The organism is Candidatus Edwardsbacteria bacterium, assembly GCA_031082425.1.
In the GTDB taxonomy this organism is placed as follows: domain Bacteria; phylum Edwardsbacteria; class AC1; order AC1; family EtOH8; genus UBA2226.
The window spans coordinates 1-26989 of the sequence record JAVHLB010000005.1; the positions used below are offsets into that span (position 1 = coordinate 1).

General features: G+C 57.5%; 21 protein-coding genes, 1 tRNA gene and 1 pseudogene. 15 read left to right on the forward strand and 8 right to left on the reverse strand.

Translation table 11 applies throughout. The features are described from left to right. Positions 1-111 precede the first annotated feature (111 nt). Together RDU76_05985 and RDU76_05990 are read left to right on the forward strand one after the other, a co-directional pair. Complete coding sequence (locus RDU76_05985) at positions 112-912, forward strand: ABC transporter permease (GenBank protein MDQ7798476.1); 801 nt, start codon at positions 112-114, stop codon at positions 910-912. Between the two features lie 149 nt (positions 913-1061). Further along, positions 1062-1790: an ABC transporter ATP-binding protein gene (locus tag RDU76_05990; GenBank protein ID MDQ7798477.1), complete on the forward strand. Its 729-nt coding sequence runs from the start codon at positions 1062-1064 to the stop codon at positions 1788-1790. 120 nt (positions 1791-1910) lie between these two features. Here RDU76_05990 and RDU76_05995 read toward each other — a convergent pair whose 3' ends face one another. Further along, positions 1911-2867 (reverse strand): dipeptidase, encoded by a 957-nt coding sequence (locus tag RDU76_05995; GenBank protein ID MDQ7798478.1) that lies wholly within the window; start codon positions 2865-2867, stop codon positions 1911-1913. A 219-nt stretch (positions 2868-3086) separates the two neighbouring features. On the opposite strand from RDU76_05995, the gene RDU76_06000 reads away from it, so the two are divergent. Continuing rightward, on the forward strand, positions 3087-5240 hold the full coding sequence (locus RDU76_06000; GenBank protein MDQ7798479.1) for a TonB family protein: 2154 nt from the start codon (positions 3087-3089) through the stop codon (positions 5238-5240). Positions 5241-5331: 91 nt separating this feature from the next. On the opposite strand, the gene pyrE is transcribed toward RDU76_06000, so the two are convergent. The 7 genes and pseudogenes from pyrE to RDU76_06035 all read right to left on the reverse strand — a co-directional run bounded on the left by pyrE (position 5332) and on the right by RDU76_06035 (position 11811). Next, positions 5332-5910: an orotate phosphoribosyltransferase gene (gene pyrE, locus RDU76_06005; GenBank protein MDQ7798480.1), complete on the reverse strand. Its 579-nt coding sequence runs from the start codon at positions 5908-5910 to the stop codon at positions 5332-5334. Next, the gene (gene pyrF / locus RDU76_06010) at positions 5897-6631 is read right to left on the reverse strand and encodes an orotidine-5'-phosphate decarboxylase (protein MDQ7798481.1); all 735 of its coding nucleotides are present in this window, start codon (positions 6629-6631) and stop codon (positions 5897-5899) included. The genes pyrE and pyrF overlap by 14 nt, the downstream gene beginning before the upstream one ends. Before the next feature lie 23 nt (positions 6632-6654). Beyond that, positions 6655-6936, reverse strand: a pseudogene (locus tag RDU76_06015) (septal ring lytic transglycosylase RlpA family protein). A gap of 164 nt (positions 6937-7100) precedes the next feature. After that, positions 7101-8027 (reverse strand): dihydroorotate dehydrogenase, encoded by a 927-nt coding sequence (locus tag RDU76_06020; GenBank protein MDQ7798482.1) that lies wholly within the window; start codon positions 8025-8027, stop codon positions 7101-7103. After that, positions 8024-8800, reverse strand: coding sequence for a dihydroorotate dehydrogenase electron transfer subunit (locus tag RDU76_06025; GenBank protein ID MDQ7798483.1), 777 nt, complete (start codon positions 8798-8800; stop codon positions 8024-8026). Before RDU76_06025 ends, RDU76_06020 begins: the two co-directional genes overlap by 4 nt. Then, the gene (locus RDU76_06030) at positions 8801-10363 is read right to left on the reverse strand and encodes a tetratricopeptide repeat protein (protein ID MDQ7798484.1); all 1563 of its coding nucleotides are present in this window, start codon (positions 10361-10363) and stop codon (positions 8801-8803) included. It lies immediately after the preceding gene. A gap of 8 nt (positions 10364-10371) precedes the next feature. Beyond that, positions 10372-11811: a TldD/PmbA family protein gene (locus RDU76_06035; protein ID MDQ7798485.1), complete on the reverse strand. Its 1440-nt coding sequence runs from the start codon at positions 11809-11811 to the stop codon at positions 10372-10374. Between the two features lie 217 nt (positions 11812-12028). On the opposite strand from RDU76_06035, the gene umuD reads away from it, so the two are divergent. From umuD to RDU76_06095, 12 genes are all read left to right on the forward strand, one after another. Continuing rightward, complete coding sequence (gene umuD / locus RDU76_06040) at positions 12029-12445, forward strand: translesion error-prone DNA polymerase V autoproteolytic subunit (protein MDQ7798486.1); 417 nt, start codon at positions 12029-12031, stop codon at positions 12443-12445. 7 nt (positions 12446-12452) lie between these two features. Further along, positions 12453-13721 (forward strand): Y-family DNA polymerase, encoded by a 1269-nt coding sequence (locus RDU76_06045; GenBank protein MDQ7798487.1) that lies wholly within the window; start codon positions 12453-12455, stop codon positions 13719-13721. 26 nt (positions 13722-13747) lie between these two features. Next, on the forward strand, positions 13748-14386 hold the full coding sequence (locus RDU76_06050) for a hypothetical protein (protein ID MDQ7798488.1): 639 nt from the start codon (positions 13748-13750) through the stop codon (positions 14384-14386). Positions 14387-14492: 106 nt separating this feature from the next. Beyond that, positions 14493-15164 carry an SOS response-associated peptidase gene (locus RDU76_06055; GenBank protein ID MDQ7798489.1) on the forward strand — a complete coding sequence of 224 codons (672 nt, stop codon included), beginning with the start codon at positions 14493-14495 and terminating at the stop codon, positions 15162-15164. 4 nt (positions 15165-15168) lie between these two features. After that, positions 15169-16956, forward strand: coding sequence for an excinuclease ABC subunit UvrC (gene uvrC, locus RDU76_06060; GenBank protein MDQ7798490.1), 1788 nt, complete (start codon positions 15169-15171; stop codon positions 16954-16956). Further along, entirely contained in the window at positions 16957-17469 is a 513-nt protein-coding gene (locus RDU76_06065) for a methylated-DNA--[protein]-cysteine S-methyltransferase (GenBank protein ID MDQ7798491.1), read from the forward strand. Positions 17470-17498: 29 nt separating this feature from the next. Further along, a complete protein-coding gene (locus tag RDU76_06070) occupies positions 17499-18887 on the forward strand; it encodes an MBL fold metallo-hydrolase (protein ID MDQ7798492.1) in 1389 nt (462 codons plus the stop codon). Between the two features lie 48 nt (positions 18888-18935). Continuing rightward, positions 18936-19012: transfer RNA gene (locus RDU76_06075), tRNA-Arg, on the forward strand. 131 nt (positions 19013-19143) lie between these two features. Continuing rightward, positions 19144-21033, forward strand: a complete 1890-nt coding sequence (locus tag RDU76_06080) for a DUF2723 domain-containing protein (GenBank protein MDQ7798493.1) — start codon at positions 19144-19146, stop codon at positions 21031-21033. Positions 21034-21119: 86 nt separating this feature from the next. Beyond that, the gene (locus RDU76_06085) at positions 21120-24956 is read left to right on the forward strand and encodes an Ig-like domain-containing protein (protein ID MDQ7798494.1); all 3837 of its coding nucleotides are present in this window, start codon (positions 21120-21122) and stop codon (positions 24954-24956) included. 115 nt (positions 24957-25071) lie between these two features. Further along, complete coding sequence (gene holA / locus RDU76_06090; GenBank protein ID MDQ7798495.1) at positions 25072-26067, forward strand: DNA polymerase III subunit delta; 996 nt, start codon at positions 25072-25074, stop codon at positions 26065-26067. A gap of 16 nt (positions 26068-26083) precedes the next feature. Next, on the forward strand, positions 26084-26965 hold the full coding sequence (locus RDU76_06095) for a zinc finger Ran-binding domain-containing protein (protein MDQ7798496.1): 882 nt from the start codon (positions 26084-26086) through the stop codon (positions 26963-26965). The last annotated feature ends 24 nt before the right edge of the window (positions 26966-26989 follow it).

Sequence of the window (26989 nt, forward strand, 5' to 3'; positions counted from 1 at the left end):
GCCGTCCCCTAAAACTTCTCTTTGGAGCTTTCTCTTAGTTATAAGAGAAAGCGGGAAAGTGATTTTCTATAATCTATAAGGCCTTACTTGAACTAAATATATTTTAAGGACATGCCATTCAAACTTAACATTCTTTCCCAGCGCAGCATCTTCGAAAACATCGGCCGCTCGACCATCGACCTTTTCCAGGGATGGGGAGCGGCTTTCATCCTTTTGGGAAAGATCGCCCTGTCATTAAGATACATCCTCAGGAATTTCTCCCAGGTCCTCACCCAGATGATGTTCTTCGGGGTGAGCTCCCTGCCGGTGGTGCTGTTCTCGGCGGTATTCACCGGGATGGTGGCCGGGGTGCAGGCCGCCTACCAGATGCAGGGGCTGGTGCCGCCCATCTGGCTGGGGGCCGGGATCTCCCGGGCGGTGCTGATAGAACTGGGGCCGGTGCTGACCGCCCTGGTGGTGGCCGGCCGGGTGGGGGCCGGGATCGCCGCCGAGCTGGGCACCATGAAGGTCACCGAGCAGATCGACGCCCTGGAGACCATGGCCATCGACCCGGTGGCCTACCTGTACATGCCGCGCTTCGTGGCCGGGGCGGTGATGGCCCCGGTGTTGACGGTGTTCGCCAATTTCGTGGCCCTGATCGGCGGCTGGCTGGTGGCGGTGCTGTCGGTGGGCATCTCCAGCCAGATGTACCTGGACGGCCTGCGGTTCCATTTCCACACCCGGGACCTAGTGGGCGGGATCGTCAAATCGGTGTTCTTCGGGATCATCATCGCCACCTCGGGGTGCTTCCACGGCTCGGCCACCGAGGGCGGGGCCGAGGGGGTGGGCAAGGCCACCACCAATTCGGTGGTCACCTCGGCGGTGCTGATACTGATATTTGATTATATTATTTCAGCCTGGATATTCAGATAAAAACCCGAGGTTCAGGCACAAAGGGTCTTTTGTCTCAGACTTGGTGTCATTCCCGTGAAGACGAGAATCCAGGATAGTTTCTCTCACAAAAACACAGAGACACTAAGAGTTTTTATGATATCAATTGACAAATACGCCGGTAAAAGATAATGATAGAGATATCCAACATATACAAATCCTTCAACTCCAAGCCGGTGCTGGCCGGGGTGGACCTAAGCATCAACACCGGGGAGACCATGGTGATCATCGGCGGGTCGGGCTGCGGCAAGAGCGTCCTGCTGCGCCATATCATCGGGCTGATGCAGCCGGACCGGGGCTCCGTCAAAATTGACGGCACCGAGCTGTCCCACATCGGAAAAAATGAATTGTTCTCCCTGCGGAAGCGCCTGGGTATGCTGTTTCAGGGGGCGGCCCTGTTCGACTCGCTGACGGTGGCCGAGAACGTGGGACTGGGTCTCAAGGAGCACTCGGAATATTCGACCGAGCAGATATCCGGCATCGTCGATAAAAAGCTGGAGATGGTGGGCATGTCCGGCACCGGAGGCCTGATGCCGGCCGAGCTCTCCGGCGGGATGAAAAAAAGGGTGGGGCTGGCCCGGGCCATCGCCATGGACCCGGAGTACATTCTTTACGACGAGCCCACCACCGGACTGGATCCCATCATGGCCGACAAGATCAACGATCTGATCATCGACCTTCGGAACAAGATGACGCTGACCTCGATAGCGGTCACCCACGACATGGTCAGCGCCTCCAAGATCGCCGACCGGATCGCCATGCTGCATCAGGGCAGGATCATCTTCTGCGGCACCCCGGAGGAGATAAAAAGATCGCCGGACCAAAGGGTCCAGCGGTTCATAAAAGGCGAGGCCGACTGAAAAGCCCGGATTTTGATCCGGGCTTTTCAAATGGTCATTCTGACCGGAGGACCTCGCCCCAACCCTCTCCTAATGCTTTAGGAGAGGGAAGCCGGTAGGCAGGGTGAGGTCAAAGACCAATCACTGCCAGCCAAAATACCTTAAAGTATTGTACAGCCCGATATCCTCAATCTCCTTTTTGCTGAAGCCGCGTTCTTTCAATGCTCCCAGCAAACCGGGCAGTTTGTCCGGTCCGTCCAGGCCTTCCGGGGTTTCCCTAATTCCGTCGAAATCAGACCCGATGGCCAGGATATCGGTTCCGGCCAGCTCCTTGACATACTCGAACTGGTCGGCCACGCTCTCTACCGATTTGGGTTTGTGCTCGTCCCCCAGAAAGGCCGGGCAGAAATTTATTCCCATCAATCCCTTTCTATCAGACACCGCCTTGATCTGCCTGTCCGAGGCATTCCGGAAATGTCCGTTGAGAAAATTTGCGCAGGAGTGGGAAAGCAGGGGGGGATGTTTGCTGGTCTTCAGCACATCCCAGAAGGTCTTTTCCGAGGAATGAGAGAGGTCTATATGCATGCCCAGCTTATCGGCCCGGGCGATGAGTTGGCGACCGGTCGGTGTTAGACCCTTATCGACCCCGGTCTTGTGAAGGCTGTAGGCCGAACAGGCGAAGATGTTTGAATTGTTCCAGGTCAGGGTCAGAATTCTCACCCCTTGATCATAAAGGGAATCCAGCCGGGAGATGTCGCCGTCCAGCACATGGCCGCCCTCCACCGCCAGGAGAACCCCGATCCGTTTGCTTTTACGGCATTCCTGCCAGCTCTGCTTGCCGGTGACCAGCATCATTTCGTTCCGATGCTCCGATATCTCCTTCTTTACGGCGGCTATCAGCTGCCGGGCCCGATCCCAGGCCAGGCGGTGGCGGTATTTGGGGGACACCCAGCAGGCATAGACCTGCAGGCCGACCCCGCCGGCCTTTAGTTTTTCCAGGGTGACCTGGCTTTTTGCCCTCGGCCCGCCGATCCCCTTACCGTCAGCCAGGTTGATGGCGGTGTCGCAATGAAGGTCGCAGATGGTGGTTTGTGTCATATTGTCGCCGGCTCCCCATAAAATATTTGCGGATAAAATCATCACTGGCAGTGTCGTTAAGATGAGGCGGTGCTGCATAATATCCTCCCGAAAAGATACTATACTACAGAAATATTGACAAATCAACAAATTTTACTTGACAAATCGCTTAACTTATTATAATTTATACATATTGCGGGGAATCAGGGATATAATGAACGTTAATAAAAGGAGCGAACCATGAGATCATGGGTTTTTCGTGGATTATTTTTAGTGATCGCCGGATTCTTTCTGGTGCTGTCCGGATGTTCCAAGAGCGAGAAATATCCGGACAGCGAATCCGGAGGGACATTGACCATCGGCACCATGAACGAGCCGTCCTCCTTGAATCCGCTGCGGCTGTCATTCACGGCCTCCACCGATATCCATGAAAAACTATTCATGAGCCTGCATCACTTCGATCAGGGAATGAACATCGTGGCCGGGCTGGCCCGCTCCTGGAAGTTCTCCGAGGATTTCAAGGAGGTCACCTATGTCCTGCGCAAGGACGTCAAGTGGAGCGACGGACAGCCGGTGACCGCCGAGGATGTCAAGTTCTCCTTCGACATGATGCGCGATCCCCAGATAAAATACGCCCGGTCCGGCGGCCTGCAGTTCGTGGAGAGGGTCGAGGTGGTCGGGCCCCTGGCGGTGAAGTTCTTTTTCAACCGGGTATACTCCGACGAGCTGTTCGATACCGGGATCATGGTCCTTCCCAAACACATTCTGGAGAAGCTGAGCGCCGCCAACTCCGCCGACTTCGACGACAACCCGGTGGGCGACGGGCCGTACAGGGTGGAGGAATGGGTGCGGGGCGACCGCCTGGTGCTGGCCGCCAATCCGGACTTCTACAAGGGCAAACCGGCCCTGGACCGGATCGTTTTTAAATTTTACGGGGACGAGGCCAGCCTGATGAACGCCCTGCAGAACGGCACGGTGGACATGACCAACGACCTGTCGCCCCAGTATGCCCTCAAGGTCCAGGGCGACCCCAACCTGACATCCATAGAATATCCCGGACGCAGCTTCACTTTCATCGGCTGGAATTTGAACAGTCCTCTGTTCTCCGAGGTCAGCCTGCGCAAGGCCTTCGCCCTGGGCATAGACCAGACGGCCCTGATCAACGACGTTTTGATGGGCAAGGGCAAGCCGGCCAACGGGCCGTTCCTGCCCACCAGTTGGGCCTACGACCAGGAGCTCAAAGCACGGCCCTACGACCCCGACCAGGCCAAGACCCTGCTGGCCGAGCTGGGCTGGAAGGACCGGAACCGCGAAGGGTTTTTGGCCAAAGGGCCCAAGCAGGTGCTGGAGCTGAACCTGCTGCTGGCCCAGGGACAGCCGGTGCAGGAGGCCACCGCTGTGCTGATCAGGGAACAGCTTAAAGGCGTGGGGGTCAAGGTCAATCTGGCGGTGGTGGATGCCAAGACCTTCATCCAGCGGCTGAGGAACGGCCAGTACGACGCCATGCTGTTCTCCTGGAAGAACGACTTCAAGGTGGACCCCACGGCGGTGTGGCATTCGTCCCCGGAGAAGGGCATTTATAATTTCATCCTCAAGTATTCCAATTCATCGGTGGACAGCCTGATCGACGCGGGCCTGGCCACTTTAAGCCGCCGCAAGGCCAAGGATATCTGGGTCAAATTCCAGCAGGTGGTCAATACCGAGATGCCGGCCACCTATCTGTACGTTCCGGACGTGGTCACCATCATCTACAAGGGGGTCAAGGGTCCGGCCCAGGACGCCCGCGGGCCGATGGCTGCGCTGGACGAGTGGTGGATCCCGGCCGCCCAGAGAAGGGGAGAGGCCCTGGCCTCCGCGGCGACCGCCGCCGTGGCGCCGCCGCCATCCCAGCCGGTGATGACCGCCGTCCCGGAAAGAGGGCGGACGGAAAGACCGACCACCGCAGAAACAAGCAATCCCCAGCCCATAGCCACCAGGACCGAACAGCCGGCACCCAGGCCGGCGGCCGCACCGGTGGTGACTGCACCCAAGCCGGTGGCGGTGAACCCCCAGGACTTGCTGGTAGCCGAGGCTGTACCATCGGCGCCCGCCCCGGCCCCGGAGGAGACACCTGCCGAGCCTGAAATTCGCCCCACCGAACCCGAGGCGGTGAAGATCGTTTCCCCGGCCTATCCCGAAAGCGCCCGCAAGGCCGGGATCACCGGACGGGTGTTCGTCAAGCTTTTGGTGGGCCCGGACGGCAAGGTCAAGGATGCCCAGGTGATCCGGGGGATCGGGTACGGCTGCGACGAGGCCGCCACCGATGCCGCTTACAAGGCGGTGTTCAAACCGGGGACCAAGAACGGCCAGCCGGCCGACGCCTATATCACCATTCCCTATCCGTTCATGAAATAGAACAGCGATATTTGAAAAGCCCCTTCATCGGAAGGGGCTTTTCTTTTTTCATGGATTCCCGGTCCAGCCGGAAATGGCAAACAATTGCCGATCATTTCTTGGGGCTGCTGCCGTGCTTGGCCAGAGGTATCCCTTGTTTGCACAGCGGACAATTTTCGGGATCGAAGGTCTCCACCTTCTCGTGATACAGCGAGAAGAAGGGAGCCCCGAAATCAGGCTTCTGGGAACTGCGGTCTATGAACACCGCCACGCCCTTTAGTTCCGCCCCGGCCATTTTCACCGCCTCGATGGTCTCCAGCACCGAGCCTCCGGTGGTCATCACATCGTCCACCACCAGCACCTTTTCTCCCTTGGCCAATGACATGCCCCGTAAAAATCCCCGGCCCTCGGTGGTCCGCTCGGCATAGACGGCCTTTTTCCCCATCTTCCGGGCCACTTCGAAGGCGATGATTATCCCGCCGGTGGTCGGCCCGGCCACGGTGTCGATATCAGCATCTTTGAAATGTTCGGCGATGGCCCGGCAGAACAGGGCGGCGTCAGCCGGCTGCTGGAGCACCCGGAATTTTTCGAAATAGAAACGGCTGTGGCGGCCCGAGGTCAGCAGGAAATGACCGTCAAGCAGGACCTGGTTCTTTAGCAATATCTGTTTTATTTCATCATTTGAGAGCATCTTCGATCTCCTTGATTATCTTTTGAGCGGCGGCGGCCGGATCCTTGGCCGTAGTGATGGGCCGGCCCACCACCAGGTAGTCAGCCCCGGTCTTGATGGCCTGGCCAGGGGTCAGAAAACGCTTCTGGTCGTCGCTGGAACTGTCGGCCGGGCGTATGCCGGGGGTCAGGATCACGAACTCGCTTCCCAGTTCCTTGCGGAGCATGGCTATCTCATGGGGCGAGGCCACCACCCCGTCCAGCCCGGCGCTCCGGCTTAAGCCGGCCAGGTGAAGCACCTGTTCCTCTATGGACCTTCCGGGAGTGCCCAACACGTCCTGAAAGGTGGCCTCGTCCATGCTGGTCAGGACCGTCACCCCCAGCATGACGGGCTTGGTTTTCCGGTCGCTGGAGGCTGAATTGGTGACAGTAGTAGCTGCCGTCTCCATCATGGAGAACCCGCCCATGGCATGCATGTTGAACATATCGACGCCAAGTTCGTAGGCCGCCTGGGCGGCCTTGGCCACGGTATTGGGGATGTCGTGGTATTTGAGGTCCAGAAAGACCCTGTGCCCACTTTTCTTTATCAGCTCCACAATTTTGGGGCCGCAGGAGGTGAACAACTGGTTCCCAACCTTGTAAAAATTCACCGAGGAACCCAGCCGATCTATCAAATTCTGCGCATTCTTCAGATCCGGCACGTCCAGGGCCACTATCAGCCGGTCAGGGGTAGAGATGTTCATTAAAATCCTTTCGTTCATTGGGGATATTTTAACACTTCCAGTTTGACCTGTCCGATGGACAGCAGATCAATGGATTTGGCGGCCCCGTAGGACAGGTCTATTATCCGTCCTTTGATGAATGGCCCCCGGTCGTTGATCCGGACGGTGACGCTCTGGTCGTTGGCCAGATTGGTGACCCGGACCATGGTGCCGAATGGCAGGGTGCGGTGGGCGGCGGTCATGGCATTCATGTCGAAGGTCTCGCCGTTGGCGGTCTTCCGGCCGTGGAATTCCTTGCCGTAGTAGCTGGCGATGCCGGTGGCGGTGGTCAGGGGCCATTCGGCGGACGGTTTCTTATTCTCCTTGACGGGGTCGCTCTGGGGGGCCGCGGTCTCCCTGGCCGGCCCTGCGCGGTAGACGGGGGCCGGGGCGCAGCCCAGCAGGGCCAGCAGGGCGGAGAAGGCTGCCAGCCTGCTGGTAAACTTTGAGATTAGCATTTCAGTACCCCGGTAAGGTTCTTAACTCTGATGATGTTGTTCTCCCGGCAGAATCCTGTCATTCCCGCCAGAATGTCCCTGGCCGCCGAGGGGTTGACGAAATTGGCGGTCCCGATCTGCACCGCCGCAGCCCCGGTGATCATGAACTCCAGGGCATCGGTATAATTCATTATTCCTCCCAGCCCGATCAGGGGAATTTTTACCGTATGATAGGCCTTGTAAAGATTGTAGAGGGCCACCGGCTTGATGGCCGGTCCGGAAAGGCCCCCGGTGATGTTGCCCAGCACCGGGCGGCGTTTTCTTATGTCCACCGCCATGCCGTAGAGGGTGTTGATCAGCGACAGGGCATCGGCCCCGGCTTTCTCGACCGCCCGGGCGATGGCGGCGATGTCGCTGACATTGGGGCTGAGCTTTACTATCAGGGTCTTTTTGTAGACCCGGCGGACCGCTTTGCTTAGGGCCGCGGCGCCGGCCGGGTCGGTGCCGAAGGCTATCCCGCCGTGCCTGACGTTGGGGCAGGAGATGTTCAATTCCAGGGCCGGGATATCGGTTATTTTATTCAGTTTTCCCGCCAGCTCGACATACTCTTCAATGGTGTTGCCGGCGATGTTGGCGATGATAACGGTGCCTTTCCCCAGCAGACGGGGCAGCTTGTCCTTTTTAAAGGCCTCGAATCCCACGTTGGCCAGTCCGATGGAATTGAGCATCCCGCAGGCCGTCTCGCAGACCCGGGGCGGAGGGTTGCCGGCCCGGGGGGAAAGGGTGATGGTCTTGGTGATGACGGCCCCGAAATCGCCGGGTTCTGCCAGAGTGGAGTATTCCGTTCCGTAGCCAAAAGTGCCGGAGGCGGCAATGACGGGATTTTTCAGCTCCAATCCGGCCAGGCTGACCCGCAGGTCTATGTCCCTTAATTTCTTCATATGACGCAATCCTGATCCCAGTCGATCCGCCGGCTGTCGAACACCGGACCCTGGTCGCAGACCGAAAGATAGCCGCCGTCGCTGCCCTTGACCACGCAGCCCTGGCAGGCCCCGACCCCGCAGGCCATGAATGATTCCAGGGAAACCTGGCAGGGTATTTTTTTATCCCGGCAGATCCGGGCCACCGCCTGAAGCATGGGCCACGGCCCGCAGGCGTAGACCGACGGATCCTGGCAGCCGTCCAGTCTATCCGGCAGCAGGGAGGTGACCAGGCCCTTTTTCCCGCAGCTTCCGTCATCGCTGGATATGCTGCATATTTTGATATCAGTTTTTATAAGTTCGGAGGAGGACCGGCAGCCGTAAAACAGCTGATGTTTCAGTTTCAAGCCTTTCAGCCGGCGGCCCAGAAAGCCCATCGGCGCGATCCCCATGCCCCCGGCCACCAGCAGATGGTGCCGCTTGCCGGGATCGATGTCAAATCCCTTTCCCAGCGGCCCGATGATATCCAGGGTGTCCTTAGGCGTCATTTTGGAGAGCAATTCTGTGCCGGATCCCTTGACCTGGTAAAGGATTGCTACCTTATCCCCCCGGATGTCGTTGATGCTGAAAGGGCGGCGAAGCAGGGGATGGTCCGACCCGGGGCTGAGCCGGATATGCACAAACTGCCCGGGGTCGGCGCTTTGGGCCAACCCGGGAGCTTTAAGGGACAGTTTGTAGGCCTGGGCGCTGACTGGGATGTTCGAGGCGATCGGTATTGAAGGATATTGCTTCATTTATCTGGTATCCATCGATCGGTTTATGTTCGGTCCCGGTATCAGGGGAGCGGACGGAGCATCCTTGGCGACGCTATCGGGCGGCTGTGCCTGGGCGCTATCGGGCCGTGCCGGAGGGGCTTCCGGTTTCTGTTCCAGGGGCCGTATATTCATTTCGATCTCCGGTTCAGTGTCGATGACGGTGGTGTCGACCGGCTGGTTCAGCATCAGCCTGGCGCCGTTGGCGTATCTGGTCCGGGGGTATTTTTCTATCAAAATGTAAAACAGGCTGTCCGAACTTAAGGTATCCGACAGGTAATTTCGCGCTGTCCAGGCCGCTGCATACCAGGCCTTGGGGGCCAGCTGATTATCACCGGAACCGCCGGCAACCCGGCGGTAGACGGCCAGGGCGGAATCCGGCTTGTTGAGGCCGAACAGGTAATGCTCGGCCATCAGAAACTGCAATTTGGCGCTTTGTTCCGCCGCCTGCTGGTCGGATTGCTGGCGGTAGGCCAGCAGCAGGGAGATATCAGCGCTTTTCTTTAGGGCGGCTTCGCGGATCTGGGCCGCCGGGTTTTCGTTTCGGGCCTTGTTGTAGTAAGCCAGGGCGCTGTCCAGCTCCTGTCCGGCTTCATGGATCTGCCCGATTTTGAACAGGGCCTCGGAGGATACGGCGGTCTTGGGATATTTCTGCGCCAGGCCGTGATACAGCCCCGCCGCATCAGCGGCCGTCAATCCCGGCCTTTGACAGTTCAGGATCTCCAGTTCTATGGCGGATATCCGGCCCTTGTCGGATTCCCGCCTCAACAACCGCCGGTACAACGGCAGGGCCCGGGAATGCCTGCCATTGGCCTGGTAGGCTTGGCCCAGCAGCATGGTGACCTGATAGCGGAAGGTCCTCTTGATCCGGGAATCCAGTATCATCTCCAGCTCCCTGATGGAGTTGGAGAATTCATTCAGGGAAAAAAGGCACCGGGCGTAGTTATAGCGGGCCTCGACAGCCAGATCGCTTTTGTAGTGATTGTGCAGGAAGCGCTCCCAGGAGATTATCGCCTTGGGATAATCGGGGACGGCCTGCAGTATCAGGGCCTCCAGATAAGCCGCCCTTTGGTTGATGTTTCCGTCGTCGGTCTTTATCTGGGATAGTTCCCACAAGGCCTTGTCCCATTGCTTCAGATTCTGGGAAATAAGGGCGTTGTTCAATTGGGCCCGGGGCGAATATTTGCTTTCAGGATAGTATTGCCATATCTCCTGATATTTGCGGGCCGCCTTGTCGTATTCGCCTCTCAGATAATAGGCATTGCCCATGTTATACAGGCTGGGAACAACCCAGCGGCTGTTGGGATGTCTCAGGGCCACATCGGCATATTTGTCGATGGCTTTTTTCAGCTCCTCCTTTTCCGCACTGGTGGCGGCGGTGGTGTCGGGAAACTGCTGGTGCTTCCGGCTGGCCGAATTGTAGAGTTTTTGGGCGTTGTAGTAGGTGTTGAAGTAGGCGCAGCCCGAATTCCCGGCCAGCATAGCCAGCATCAGAACAAAGCCGGTCCTTTTGCCAAGGTTTATGTGTCTATTATTGTTTGGCATATCGGGGATCAGGAGACTCCTATCTGGACGTTGCGGAACCTGGCCGGGGATACTCCATGCCCGACATGGGCGGTCTGCCCCGGCTGGCCCTTGCCGCAGTTGGGGATGCCCCACAGGTGCCACGATCTGCTGTCGCAGATGGCATCGCAGGAATTCCAGAATTCGGGGGTCAGGCCGGTATAGGTGGGGTTCTTATAGGCCTGGCCGGTAAGCCGGCCGCCCTTGATCTGCCAGGCGATCTCGGTGGTGAACTGGAAATTAAGCCTTCTGTCGTCTATGCTCCAGGTCTTGGTGGTGTCGAACAGGACCCCGTCGGCGGTGTCGGCAATCAGGTTCTGGTAATCCCAGCGGCCGGGCTCCAGGTTGATGTTGGTCATCCGGATCAGGGGGATCCGGTTCCATCCGTCGGCCCGCATGGCGCCGCCCGACAACAGCCCCAGCCGGGCTGCCGTTTCCCGGGAGCTCAGATAACCGGTAAAAAGCCCGTTCTTTATTATAGGCACATTCTGGGCCGGCACCCCCTCGTCATCCCAGCCGAAGGTCCCCAGCCCTCCCGGCACCGTGGCATCGGCATTGACGTTGACGATATCCGCCCCGTACTTGAGGGTATTCAGCTTATCGGTGGTCAGGAAGCTGGTGCCGGCATAGGCCGCCTCGGTGCCGTAGACCCGGTCCAGCTCGATGGGATGGCCGATGGATTCATGCACCTGCAGGGCCAGCTGGTTGGTGGCGATGATGATGGTGCCCTTTTGGGCCGGACAGGGTGGGGCCTTGAGAAGCAATGAGGCCTCGCGGGATATCTTCTCGGCGTTGCCCGCCAGGTCCAGCCTTTCGATGAACTCATATCCGGCCTGGCCGGTGTCCCCGCCCATGTTGGGATGGGTCCGGATCTGAACCTCCGGCCCGTCCACCGCCAGGGCGCTGATCTCCCCGCCGGATTCGGTGATCTCCTGGGACAGCAGGCTGCCCTGGGTGGAGGCAAACACCTTATCCTCATGAAAGAACCACAGGCTGCCCCGGGCCACTTTTATAGCCGGATTACGGCGCATGATGGCATCGGCCTCCAGCAGCAGGGAGATCTTCTGCTCCAGGGGCACCTTAAAGGGATCCTGCTGGATTTTTGTTCGGTAGCCCCCGGTTTGTTTTTTCAAGCCGGACAACACCGCCGGCTCCCCGGGCGACAGGGCGGAGGCCCGGGCTATCTCCACCGCCAGCCTGACCACCTTGGCTATCTCCGAGGTCTCCAGTTTGGAGCTGGAGGCGAAGCCCCAGGATCCGTTGATCAGCACCCGGAGGCCGAACCCCTGGTCGGAGGAATTGGTGGCCGATTCCACCGTGCCGTTCTTGGTGAATATATTCTGGCGCCGGGTGCCCAGCACCCGGACATCGGCGTAATCTATTCCTTTGGCCGGCAGGCCGGCGATCACCTTTTTAGCGAACGACTTCATGATATCTCCCCAATATTCTCTTTGTCAGTAAATATAACACAAAACCCATGGATTTATCAATAATAACTTGATCATTTGCCGGTCAAAATAATAGGTCATACTTTGAGGACAATTTCACTTGAAAGCCCGCTTGATAAATGATATATTTCAATCGATCCATTGAATTTGCAATAGGCCGAGGACCATGAAGATAAGATCCAAACAATCTTCTCACGGAATGAACATATACGGATTCCAGGCCAGGGGAAGGCTGAAACTGCCGCTGTACCTGGCCAGCATCGCCGCCGGGTTTCCCTCGCCGGCCGACGATTTTCTGGACAAGAAGCTGGACCTTAACGAACACCTGATCCGGCATCCGGCGGCCACATTTTTCGTCAGGGTCCAGGGTAATTCCATGATCCAGGCGGGCATTCACTCCGGAGATGTCCTGATAGTGGACCGGTCGCTGGAGCCGGCCGACCGGAAGATCGTAGTGGCGGTGGTCAACGGGGAGCTGACGGTCAAACGCCTGCGCCGTAAAAAGGACCGGACCGTTCTGACCGCCGAGAACCCGGAATATCAGGATATCGAGGTCACCCCGGAGATGGATTTCGACATCTGGGGGGTGGTGATACACGTGATCCATTCGGTGTAGGTTCTTTATGGATACGGTCTTTGCCCTGGTGGACTGCAACAATTTCTATGCCTCCTGCGAGGGGGTGTTCGATCCCCGGCTGGTCAAGCTACCGGTGGTGGTGCTTTCCAACAACGACGGCTGCATCATCGCCCGTTCCAACCAGGCCAAGTCCGCCGGGATCAGGATGGGGGAGCCTTTTTTTGAACAGCAGGACTTGATCGATCGGCATAACATCCAGGTTTTTTCGGCCAATTTCGCTTTGTACGGCGACATGTCCAACCGGGTGATGGAGACCCTGAAACAGTTCTCCCCGCAGATGGAGATATATTCCATAGACGAGGCCTTCCTGACCCTGTCCGGCACGTCTGGCGATCCGGAAAGCTGTGCCCGGGAGATCCGCCGCACCGTCCGGCAATGGACCGGGATCCCGGTGACGGTCGGCCTGGGGCCGACCAAGACCCTGGCCAAGGCCGCCAACAAGTTCGCCAAGAGGATGCCCGGTGCAAACGGAGTGCTGAACCTTTGCCACAATCCCCGCCTGGATGGTTACCTAGAGCAGCTGGAGGTCAAAGATATCTGGGGGGTGGGTCTGCGCTACGCCAAATTATTGAACTGTCAGGGGGTCCATAACGCCTGGCAGTTGATCCACAGATCCGATGCTTGGATAAAAAATAATATGACCGTGACGGGATTGCGGACCGTCACCGAGCTGCGGGGTACGCCCTGCATCCGGCTGGAACATTTTGCCAGACCCAAGAAGGCGGTTCTTACTTCGAGGTCCTTTGGCCAGCTCATCAGGGACCGGGCCCAGTTAAGCCAGGCCGTGGCGGAGTTCACTGCGGCCTCCGCCGAAAAGGCCAGACGGCAGAGGTCGGCGGCAGCCTTCGTGCAGGTCTTTATCGAAACCAGCGGTTTTCGACAAGAACCGCAATACCGGGCTTTCATGACCGTCGGGTTACCCTCGGCCACCGGCCACACCCCCGATCTGATAAAATATGCCGGCCGGGCTCTGGAGAAAATCTTCAAACCGGGCTACAATTACAAACGGGCCGGGGTCATGCTCAGCGGACTGGTGCCCGATAGCCAGGTGCAGCTGGACCTGGAAAGCGACCAGGAAAAGCATCGGCAAAAGCAGGCCGTCATGCAGGCGGTCGACAAGATCAATCTCTCGCAGGGTCGTAATACGGTGTTCTATGCTGCTCAGGGGGTAGCCAAACCGTGGAAAATGCGCCAGCTGACATTGTCGCCCAGATACACTACCAGCTGGGCCGACCTGCCGGTGGCCAAGGCCTGAGAACCTGAAACGGGAGCGATAATAATATGTCGAGAAACACCCCGGTTATCCTGATGATCATATTTAGCCTGACCTTGCTGCAATCCTGCGGGACTCCGCCGGAAGGGATCGTCGACAGCGAAACCATCGACATTCGGAACGATCCGGTGCAGCTGCCGCTGGATGACCAGGAGCCGATCAAAATATCGGCCAATGACTATGACATAACCATAAAACCCAGGGCCGAATACTTCCTAAAGGGCCTGGTGTTGGGCCGGAAGAATTACAGCTCTGACTGGAACTCGACCATAGCCCCCTGTGACCTGGCGGTGGCCTGGGGCAAGATGACCACCACCGGACTGTATAAAAAGGTAAAATGGTCCCAGGACAACCGCTGGTATTACTGGCGCTATGACCAGGAATTTCCATTTGACAATTCCTTCATTGCCCGTTATTCGGCCAACGTTCACGCCATTCCGGCCAACGACAACCTCCGGGCGGCGCTGCGGCACATCTCGGCCGGTGACACCATCGAAGCTAACGGTTTTCTGGTTTATGTGGATGCCCTCAAGGGAGAGAGCAATTTCTGGTGGAACTCCTCGCTAAGCCGGGAGGATGTGGGCGACGGATCTTGTGAAGTGATGTATATTGAGGAAATTAAGTATCGGGGGATTCTGTATAAATGATCTTTACCTAAAGGATGTTCTGTGCTCTGCAGGGATTCCCTGAAAACCGACATAGAATCCGACTATTTTTTTGTATAAACAAATTGTAATATCTGGTTATTTAATTATGTGCGGCAGGTTCGTCAGAAAAAGCGGGGGAGAGGAGATCGCCCGGGAGTTCGATATCGAACTAAGCGATATCTCCTTTCTGCTGGAGCCCAGTTATAATATTGCTCCGGGGAACCAGGTGGCGGCAGTGGTCAAAAGGGACCGGCTGTCTGTCGAGGCCTTCCGCTGGGGCCTGATCCCGCCCTGGGCCGGGAACGAAAAGACCGGATATGAAATGATCAATGCCCGGGCCGAGACCCTGGGCGTTAAGGCCGGCTTTAAAAAGCCTTTTCAGAGCCAGCGCTGCCTGATCATCGCCGATGGATTTTACGAATGGCGCGGCCGGGGCCGGCCCAAGGTCCCGTATTATTTCCACCGGAAGGACCCAGCCCCCATGGGTCTGGCCGGACTGTTCGGATCATGGTCCGGCCCCGGAGGACTGGTGGTCAACAGCTGCGCCATCATCACCACGGCGGCCAACCAGCTGATGCAGCCGGTGCATGACCGGATGCCGGCCGTCATCGCCCGGGAGGACTACCGCCTCTGGCTGGACAACGGCATTTCCGACCCCAAGGCCCTGGGGGCTTTGCTCCGGCCCTATCCCCCGGAGGACATGGAGTGCTATCCGGTGTCCCCCCTGGTCAATTCCCCACGGAACGATTCCATCCAATGCATTCAACCCGTTCAGTAGTTTGATGAAACCGCCGGATAAAATAGATGCCCTCCCGGAACTGCCCGGGGTGTATATCTTCAAGGACCCGACCGGAAAAGATATCTACATCGGCAAGGCCAAGAATATCAGGGACCGGGTGCTGGGACATTTCCGAAACAGCGGGGACGTCAAGGAGGAAAAATTGATCTCCGGTTCGGCCGATATTGATTATATCGTCACCGATTCCGAACCGGAGGCCCTGATCCTTGAAGCCGAGCTGGTGAAGAAACGGCAGCCCAGGTACAACATTCTTCTAAAGGACGATAAAAAATTCCCCTGGATAAAGATCACCAATGAGCCATACCCCAGGATATTCTCCACCCGGAACCTGGCGGAAGACGGCTCGCGCCTTTTCGGGCCATTCACCGACAGCACCGCCCTGAACCGGACCCTGGCCCTGGTCAGACAGATATTTCCCCTCCGGACCTGCCAGCATCAGCTTCCCGCCAGAAAACCTCCCCGTCCCTGCCTCAATCATCAAATAGGCCGCTGCCTGGCGCCCTGCCAGGGCAGGGTCAGCCCCGGGGAATACCGCCAGATGGTGGAGGCCATAGTGAAATTTGTTTCCGGGCGAAGCCGGGAACTGGCGCAGGAACTGGAAGCACTGCGCGACGCCGCCGCCCGGCAGTTGGATTTTGAACAGGCGGCCCATTGGAGGGATCAGCTGCAGAACCTGGAAAGGGTGACCGCCCGGCAGAAGATAATTTTCCGGGGGATGATGAACACCGATTTCATCGCCCTGGCCCGGCTGAAAAAACAGATAATGTTCACGGTGCTTTCCTTTCGGGGCGGAAGGCTGATGGCCAGGTATGACCGGGCCATCGAGGATCCCCTGGGGGTGGGGGACCCCGAACTGATGTCGTCGTTCATCTCCCAGCATTATCTGAACTCCCTGACCATCCCCGACAACATAATCATGGAAACCTTGCCCCGGGACCGGGAACTGCTGGAGGAGGTCATGGGCAGTTTCAAGGGAACCCCGGTGTCGCTTAAACTGCCATCCAGCGCTACCGACAAAAAACTTCAGAGATTCGCGGGCAAACAGCTTCGGAGCAAGATGGATGAAATGGTGGCGGGGAAGGAAAAGTTGAGCGCCAAAACCGCCCAGCCCCTGATAGAGGTTCAACAGGCCCTGGGCCTGGACAAGCTTCCCCGGCTGGTGGTGGCTTTCGATATCTCCAACATCTCCGGCACCGACAGCGTGGGTTCGGCGGTCTGTTTCAAGGACGGCAGACCTTACAAGACGGGATACCGGCACTTCAAGATGAGGATCGATGGCCCCAACGATGCAGCCATGATCAAGGAGACCGTGGGGCGTTATCTGGCGCATGCCCTGGAAAATAAGATGGACCTGCCCGACCTGATCCTGGTGGATGGAGGATTGCCCCAGCTGAAGGCGGTCTTGCAATTGAAAGAGGAAAAAAGCTATAATGTACCCATGGCCGGGCTGGCCAAAAGAAGGGAAGAACTGTTTCTGGAGGACGGGAGGGTCGCCAGCCTGCCCCGGGGTTCATCCGGGCTGCATTTGATGCAGCGGCTGCGTGACGAGGCCCACCGTTTTGCCCAAAGGTACCATCATGCGCTCCGGGCCGGTCGGGCCAGCAACACCAGATTGGTCTCCATCAAGGGGGTGGGCTCCGCCATCTCCGGCCGGCTGCTGAGAAAATTCGGCTCGGTCAAGCGCATCGCCTCGGCCAGCCCGGAAGAGCTGGCTGAGGTTGCCGGGGCAGCGCTGGCAACCAGAATATTGCGGGAATTTGAAAAGGACTGAATGAAAATATATTACTGCCAGTATCATCTGCCCCTGGGGAAGGTCTTTGTTTCCTCCACCGACATCGGCCTGTTTTCGGTGATCTTGGGGGAACCTGCGCTGGAGGGTCATTTCAAAGAACTGGAGGGCCGGTTTCAATGCCGGTTCATCCAAGGCCCCGGCAGGTTTGAAGACATTTATGTTGACCTGGCCGGTTATTTCTCCGGCATCCAGACCGACTTCAGTTACCCCCTGGACCTAAGGGGCATCACGCCTTTTGAACGCGAAGTGTGGAACAAGGTCCGCCAGATCCCCTACGGACAGGTGCGGTCATACAAGTGGCTGGCCGACCAGATCCACCACCCCAAGGCCTTCAAAGCGGTGGGCAGGGCGCTGGGCCTTAACCCCCTGCCGGTAATTATTCCCTGCCACCGGGTGATCATGCAGGACCTTTCCTCCGGAGGGTTTTCGGCCGGAGTGGGGTGGAAGGAAAGGCTGCTGCGCCTGGAGCGCGGGGAACTCAGCCTGTTATGAGCCGCACAATACTTAAAGGAGACAGGGGAATGAACATCACCTTTCATGGAGCTGCCAAAAATGTCACCGGGTCCATGCACCTGATTGAAATCGGGGGGAAAAAACTGCTCCTGGAATGCGGGATTCACCAGGGCCGACGGGAAAAAAGCGAGGACCAAAACAGGAACCTGCCTTTTAACCCGGCAGAGATCGATGCCATGATCCTGTCCCACGCCCACCTGGACCACAGCGGCAATATCCCAACCCTGGTAAAGAACGGCTTCAAGGGTGACATCCACATGACCTCGGCCACCAGGGACCTGCTGGGCTTGATGCTCCGGGATTCGGCCCATATCCAGGAGAGCGACATAAAATTTGTCAATAAAAAAAGAGCGGCCCGGGGACTGCCGTTGAAAGAACCCTTGTATACCATGGATGACGCCGAGAGGGCGCTGGACTATTTCGTCAGCCTGTCATATGAGCGGTCTTTCAATCCCCTGCCGGGGGTCAAGGCCGTATTCCACGATGCCGGCCATATCCTGGGCTCGGCCATGGTGGATCTGGAGCTTACCGAGAACGGGAAGGCCACAAGATTGTTTTTCACCGGTGATCTGGGCCGGGATCATCTGCCCGTCATCCGCGACCCTTATCAGCCGGACGGAGCCGACTATCTTTTGATGGAAAGCACCTATGGCGACAGGGTCCACGGCCCCATCGAGGAGACCAGCCGGAAACTTCAGGAGATCGTCAGGCAGGTACATAGCCGCAAGGGCAAGCTGATCATCCCGGCCTTTTCGGTGGGACGCACCCAGGAGATCGTCTATGAATTACACGGAATGTTTGAGGCCGGGAAGCTGCCGGCCGTACCCATCTACGTGGACAGCCCCCTGTCGATAAACGTGACCAACATATTCAAGATGCATCCCGAATGTTTTGACCGGGAAACGCGCCGGCAGATCGATAACCATCACGATCCTTTCGGTTTCAGCCGCCTGACCTACGTCCTGACAGCGGAGGATTCTAAAAAACTCAACAAAAACAGCGATCCCTGCATCATCATCTCCGCCTCGGGAATGTGCGAAGGAGGGCGGGTGTTGCATCATTTGAGGAATTCCCTGGGCGACCCGCGAAACATGGTTTTGATAGTCGGTTTCCAGGCCCAGGGCACCCTGGGAAGGCGGCTGGTCGATAAATCCCCTTCGGTGAAGATATTCGGCGAGGAGCAGGAGGTCCGGGCCGAGATAAAGGTGCTGAACGGGTTCTCCGCCCACGCCGACCGCAACGACCTGATCGATTTTGTGGACAACATGAAAGACGGAGCGGGGAAGGTGCTCTTGGTCCATGGCGAGGAGGCCCAAAGCCAGTGTTTGGCCCAGGCTTTAAGGGAAAAGGGGAGGGAGGTGCTGGTGCCTGATCCGGGGCAAAAGCTGGAACTGTAGTTTATCTGCTTGATTTTTTCTCCCAGAAAAGTTATAATTACAAGTGATGCGCCCGTAGCTCAACTGGATAGAGCACCAGCCTCCGAAGCTGGGGGTTGCCCGTTCAAATCGGGCCGGACGCACCATTTTACAAAAGATGGTCCAATAACAATTGCAGATGATGAGAACATTGCTGAAATTTTTAAAAACGAGCATCGGCCCGACTTGGGGACCAGGACTCGTTTTTTTTATATCCTTTTTGGTCTATCTGAAGACCATGGCACCCACTATCGGTCCGATAGATTCCGGGGAATTATCCCTGGTCTGCCGGACGCTGGGCATAGCCCATCCCACCGGATATCCATTATACACCCTGATCGGCAGATTATGGGTGCTGCTCATTCCCTTCGGGGAGCTGGCCTGGAAACTGAACCTGCTGTCATCTATTTTCATGGCCCTTTCCGCCGGCTGGCTGTTCCGGATCATTGAGGGGCTGGAGATCAAGGGGGAGATCGCATTTTCAGCATCGCTGATATATGCCTTTTCGCCGATGATCTGGCGGCAGGCGGCCTTCCTGGAGGTCTATGCCCTGAGCGCCCTGTTGGCCATGATCCTGCTGTGGCTGGCCGTCAGATACCAGAAATCCGGGGAGGACAGATATGTCCTGTTGGGGGCTTTCCTGACCGGGCTGGGACTGGGCAATCATTTAAGCCTGCTGTGGCTGATCCCCGGATTGTTGGTGATGACGCTGGGAAGGACAGACCGATCAGGGCAGAAATCACTGTGGGTGGGGGGGGTATTATTTTTCATTTTGGGCCTGTCAGTTTACTTATACCTGCCCATCCGTTCAAACCTGGCTCCGTTGTTAAATTGGGGCAACCCCGGCAATTGGGAGCGGTTCTTCTGGCATGTCAGCGGAAAGCAATACCGGGTGTGGATGTTCAACCAATCATGGGGGGACTTGCTGGCTAATCTCAGGAATTTCCTTGGACTATGGCTGGACAACCCGGGCCTGTATCTTTGGTGGCTGATACCTCCCGGGATGTATGCCGCATTCAAGAAAAGCAGGATACTTTTTTGGTCCCTGCTGGCGATCTTCTGCCTGGCGGTGTTTTACGGCATCAATTACAGCATCCCCGATATCGAGGCCTATTATATTCCGGCCTTCATCAGTTCCTTTATTTTCATGGCCTTCGGGCTTGAGTGGATACGACGCCGGCTGGCGGCCGGACAGGAAAGGCTGGGAAAGGTCTTCGCCGGCGCGGTGCTGGGGCTTTTCCTTTTTCCGTTGGTGCTGAATTTCAAGGCCAATGACAACAGCCGCAACCAGCTGACCTATGCCATCGCCGGCAATGTCCTGGCATCGGCCGCGCCCAACGGTTTGATCCTGGCCGACAACTGGGACATCTACTCGCCCTGCCTTTACTTGATGCAGCGGGACCTTCTCCGCCCGGATGTCATCCTGATCGACAAGGAACTGCTGCGAAGGAGCTGGTACCTGGAGTATCTGGAGAGGCGTTATCCGGAATTATACCACAGCTGCCGGGAAAGGATGGAGGCCTTCAAAAAACAGCTGCATCCTTTTGAGCACGGCCAGCCCTATGATCATCAGGACATTCAGCGGGAATTCATAGCCATGATAAATGCCCTGCTGCTGGCCAACTACTACGACCATCCGCCGTATCTCACCCAGAACAAGCCGGTAGGGGATTTCGCCGCGATAGCCCCCGATCACCAGCGGATACCCGAGGGCCTGCTGTACCGGCTGAAGCTTCCCGGCATGATCGAGCGGGCCCCGGACGAATTCATGTTCTCTGGGCAGTTGCTGAATACCGACACCCTGGCCCTGTCGTCCCGGGACAAGATGCTTTACCGGATGATGCCCCAGATGCTGTACCAGCGGGGGATGTATCTGGCCCAGAACCTGCTGTTCGACCAGGCCCTGGATTATTTTCTCCAGGCGTTGAGATACGAACGGAACAAGGCCTCTTTATACCTGGCCCTGGGCGGCACCTATGCCGGCCTGAACCGGGTGCCGGAGGCCGGCGACGCCTTCCGGAAGGCTTTGCTGCTGGAGCCGGGCAACCCGGTGGCCCTGGAGAACCTGCGGAGGATATCCATGTTCCTGCCCGGCGGTCCCAAGGGCATTTCCACCGAGATTAAATAAATAAAGATTATATTGACTTTATAAATAATAGCTGTATAATCAATGCATGATTTAAATTATATAACAATATAAACAGGAGAAGGATAATGAGAAAAAAGTGTCTGCTTCTAGTAACTGTGGCGTTGATTTTTGTAGGTTTAACAAACGCCCAGGAAATCGGCGATTATCGTTCGGCGGTCAGCGGTCCCTGGGCCACCCTGGCAAACTGGGAAACATGGGACGGAGGGTCCTGGATCGTGGCTACTGCCCTGCCAACTGCCACCAACAACGTTTTGGTGCGGAATGGACACACCATCTCCATGGGTAGCAGCCCTTATGCCTGCAGGAACCTGGTGGTCGAGAGTGGGGCGGTCTTATACGCCAATTCAACCACCAATCGTTACATCAACCTGAGCGGAGACTCAGTGCGTTGTGACGGAACCATCGGCAGTCCGACTGATGGGATATGCTTCACCTGCATGACAAGTGTTACATTCAAAGGTAATGGGTCCTACCAGGTAAGCCGCCTGCGCCCCGGGGCCAGCAATGTAACCATCACCATTGACCGCAATTTCAACCTGCATTACACGGCCGCTGCACCCAATAATGTCGCCTTGTACGCTAACAGCCAAACTGGTTGCATTATTCAGGTGAATGATGGCGACACCCTGACCTTTTCCAGCAACTCCGCATTTTCCTGGGGCACCAACAGCACCACAGCATCTACCGTTGGCGGCACTTTCTTCATCGATGGCACGGTGATCATGCCCAGCGGGAGCAATTTCAACATCTCGGTGGCCAATGGCCTGTCATCACTGGTCCACATCTACGGCAACCTGGTGCTGGGCGACACGCTTATCGCCGACGCCGCCACCACTGGCGACGAGACCGTGATCGTCAACGGGGCCATAACCTATACCAGCACCGATACCATGAAATTCGACAATCTGTACACCAATAACCCCTCAGGTACATCATTCGGATTCCCGGTGAGGGTCAATGGTGTGCTTACCGTAGGCTGGGGCGACTACGACAACTCGGGCGGACTGACCATCGCCGACTTTGCCCACATTCAGCGCTACACCGGATCCCTGACGGCTGCCCCGGCGTTCGAGGGCTGGGTAAATCTGGAATACGGCCCCAACCCGGCCGCAGCGGCGCTGACCACCGGTTACGAGTTTCCGGCTGCAGATTCAACGGTGTATGCAGTATCTTTCAACAACTCGGCGGGTGTCGTCCTGGACAAGGACGTGACCTGCTATGGATTAGTAACCCTGGAGGACGGCATCGTAACCACCGGTAATTTCAGGTTGGCCTGCTACCTGGGTGCGCCCGCCCGGAACACAGGTTATGTTGATGGGTTACTGGCTATATACATTCCCACGGGAAATCCAAACTACGTATTTCATGTCGGTACTGCCAATGGTTATAGCCCGGCAACCATCGACTTCCAGAATGTTACCGCTGCCGGCGGCGTCGGAGTTCGCGCAGTCCAGTCAACCAATTCTGATGTGAACATACCGGCCAACACCATGCAGCGATACTGGAACATCGGCCAGCACCCCGTCATACCGGCCGTCTTTGATTCCTGCCGCATCGAGTTTGCCTACCTGCCGGCCGACTTCAACACCGGGTTTCTCGAGGCGACCGACGAGGCGGCCATGGTGGTCGGCAAGGCTGACAGCACGGGTTGGACCTTCCCCGAGATCTCTGTCCGGACCCCGAACGGGGCCGACGACGGGGGCAGCATCCAGATCTCCAATCTAACCACCCTGAGCGATTTCACGATGGCCAAGGATCAGAATTCGCTGGCTCCTGACGCCATTGCCCCGGTCATCATCTCCACCTCGCCCGCCGACGGGGTCACCGAGGTGGCTTTGGACGCCCCCCTGTATATTGTTTTCTCCGAGCCGGTGGACACTTTGAGCCTGGCCGGAAGCGTTACCCCCAGCCCCAACGAGCAGCCGGAATGGAGCGCATCCCTGGATACCCTGTATCTGCCGCATGATCCGATGGCCACCAACACCGTGTATACGGTCAAGATCGCTGCACTCACCGACCTGGCCGGGAACCCCTTGGCGGTACTGCCGGACAGTTTCATGTTCACCACTGTGGTAGGTGATACCATTCGGCCATATGTCGTCTCCGTTTCCCCGGCCTGGGGTGCCACCGGGGTCGGGCTCAACGACACCATCATCATCGCCTTCTCCGAGCCGATGAACACCGATTCGCTCGACGGATTCACCGATCCCTTCCATGATTTCACCCCCAGCTGGAACGCAGCCGGCGATACCTTCACCCTGGCCCCCCAGGACCCCTATCCCTACAGCACCGTGATGTCGGTCATAGTCACCTCCGGCATCGACCTGGCCGGCAACAGTATGGCCATCCTGCCGGATACCGTGGTTCAGTTCACCTCCGCCCCCTTCCAGGGCCCGTCCATAACCCTGGTCCAGCAGCCGGAGGACACCTACGACGGGACCGGTCCCTTCCCGGTGCGGGCGGTGATCACCGACCTGGGCAAGGCGGGAATAGCGGCCGACACCCTGTGGTACACCGACAACTCCACCGACTGGTGGGCCCTGACCCATGCTTCGACCGACGGTGATACCTTCAACTATAGCATTCCGGGACCCCTGGTGGCCGGGACGGTAATAGAATTCTTTTTCGGGGCCTGGGACGACGGAGGAACGGCGCACTATGATCCCAGCATGTACCGGGGTTATCAGTTCCGGATCCTGGACCCGCTACCGCCGGACAGCCTGACGGCTCTTGCAAGCGACCAGTCGGTATATCTAAGCTGGAAACCGCCGGTCGAAGTCCTCGATTATGCAACCTCGAACGGCACCGGAACATTCCAGGATGCCGGGGATATAGTTGACACCCGGTTCACACCTCAACACTACCCCTGCAAACTTGAACAAGCCGTTTCCTCCTGGTGGTATGCCGCTGGTTCCGATTTTGTGACACTTCACGTATGGGGGGATGACGGCACTGGTCTTCCCGACCGTTCCACCGATCTGGTACCTCCACACTACATTATGCCATTAGACTACCCCAACTACACCGTGGTCGACCTATCGTCCCACAATCTATATATAGCTTCAGGGGATTTTCACATCGGCTATGTCATCCAGACAGACAATCTCCCCATGCCGCTATGCGATGGCGATGGGCCAGGACTCCGCTCCCTGGTTTATGATTCTTCAACCGCAACTTGGGGCAGCCTGATACTAAACACTGACGAGTACCGCGATTGGGCGCATCAGTCGGTGGTTTCCTATCAGGATTACACTAAGGGGCTGGCGTTGAAATCCTACCTCCCGAAACCGGGAGAAAAACCATTGCCGGTCTTGACCGGAATCAAGTCCATGCCCGTTGGCAACAAGCAGACACCGGTATACCCGAAACTTGAAGGAGCCCTCGCCTTGGCCAAGAACATCACCGGTTTCAACATCTTCCGCGGTGATGTATCTGGTGGACCCTACGCGTCAATTGGCTTGGCTGGAATAACTCCTGCGTATACCGACAATTCCGTAATTAACGACAACACCTATTATTACGTGGTCAGATCTGAATACAGCACTCCCGATACCTTCAGCGCTTGGTCTAACGAGGCATCAGCCACGCCCACCGGGGTGGAGGGGAGGCCGGAGGTTCGGGCCTATGTCCTGCAGCTCAGGGCCGCCGCCCCCAACCCCATGACAACCGGCACCGCCATCAGGTTCAGCCTGCCGGCATCGGCCCAGGCCAGCCTGGAGGTGTTCAACGTGCTGGGCCAGAAGGTCACAACTTTGGCCAATGGGAAGCTGGATGCCGGATACCACACGGTGAACTGGGACGGCACCGACCGCCACGGGGCCAAACTGGCATCGGGCGTCTACCTCTACCAGCTGAGGACCATGAACAAAACACTGACCAAGCGGATCACGATTCTCCGATAAATTCAGCCTGATAAAGCCGGGCCCCTTAAAGGGCCCGGCTTTGTTTTAACCTGATATTTCGTTTTAAGAATTTTGTTGACAAAACCCTGTTTAGTTAGTAAACTATACAGTTAAGATGACATTTAACGACTTAGAACGCCAGATCGCGGCAAAAAAGATAGCTTTGGCGTATTTTTTCCCGGGAGAAGAGGAGTATCTAAAAGATCAGGCCATCGGCCGGCTGGCCCTGGCTTTCCTGGGCGAATCCCAGGTTTCACAGGGTTTGGAGCGCATCTCGGCCACCGAGCAAGACGGAATCAGCATCCTGCAGCGCACCCAGAGCCTGGGGATGTTTGCCGAACAGCGGGTGATAGTGGTCAAGGAGATAGAGGCCCTCTCGGTCAAGAGCCGGAAGCAGGTCCTGGAACACTTGGATTCCCCCGGCCAGGATGTCTGCTTGATATTATGTTCCGTCAATCTGGACAAGAAGACAGCCTTTTACAAGGGGTTGGCCGAGAAGATACCCACCTTGGTCTTCAACCAGCTGAAGGAGGCCGAGACCGTAAAATGGGTGATGGCCAAAGCCTCCGCCCGGGGGTTGAATATCGCCCCTGCCGGAGCCCAGATGCTGGTTGAGATATCCGGCAACAACCTGGGCATACTGGACAAGGAAATAGAGAAGTTTGAAATATACACCAGCGGTCAAAACCGGTCCGAAATAACCGAAGCCGACATAAAGGCCCTGGCCGGGTCATCATTCGAAGTCGAGAGTTACGAACTGGCCGGCGCCATCTGCAACCGGGACCGGGACCGGTCGCTGATGCTTTACGAAAAACTGCTGTCATCCGGGGAGGACCCGGTCAGGCTGGTCAGCGCCGTCTGCTATCAGCTGGAAAAATACTGGAAGGTGTTCCTGATGACCGCCCGCGGGATATCCCCCCGTCAGATCGGGTACAGCATCCAGAGCCATGAATATTACGTCAATCAGATGATCCCCGCCTCGCGAAAGAGGACCCCGCAGCAGTACCTGTGGGCCATGGACCAGATCTACCGGACCGAATATGCCCTTAAATCCGGACGGGGGGAGCCCCGAAGCCTGGTGCAAAGACTTATCTATAAATTATCTTCCTAAATTTAAGGAAATAATAATGGCTGTAGAGAACATCACTGGCAACGAGTCGATAGAGGAACTTCAGCGGCTGACGGAGGTCTTCAACAAGCGGATCCGGCTGTTGGACGAGAAGAAGGCCGCCACCAAGCCGGAGATCTTCCAGAAGGTGCGCGGGGAGTACGAGGCCAAGCTGCTGGAACTGCAGGTTCTGCTGGAGGAGAAGGGCGCCGGAATGCAGGAGGCGCTGGACGCGGCTCTGGCCGAGCAGGCCGGATTGCTGGCCCGGGAGAAGGAGATCCGCACCGAGATGGAAGAGCTGGAATTGCGGGCCGCCATCGGCGAGGTGGAGGATGCCGACTATGCCCGGAAATCGGAGGCCCATAATAGCGAGACCGAGGCCATTGTAGCCAAGCTCCAGGAACTGACGGAAAAAATAGATAATTACCAGGCGCTGGTCGGCGGGAAAACCGCCCAGCCGGCGGCTCCCGTGGCATCCCTGCCCCCGGCAGCGCCCCCGCCGCCCCGGGTCATTGCCCCCAAGCCGGCATCCCCGCCGCCACCGGCGGCTCCAGCTCCGGAACCAGCCCCGCCGCCCGCCCCGGAGCCGGAGGCACAACCCGCACCGGCAGTTCAGCGCAGCGAGCTGGACGATCTGGAGAAGCAATTCGCCAGCATATTGGGCGCCAATTTCGGCCAGGAGCAGCCGGCCGCCGAACCCACCGCCCCGTTGCCCGAACCGATCCAGATAGAGGAGAATCTTTCGTTCCAGCCCAAGGCCGAGGATGCGCCTGTCGAGGATTCCCACGAGGGCGAACTTACATGCCCCAAGTGCGGGGCCTTCAACCGGGCCGACAACTGGTACTGCGAGAAATGCGGCAATGAGCTGATCAACGCCACCGACCTGCTGGGCGGCAAATAAAGGACTTTCAGATAAATAGATTGA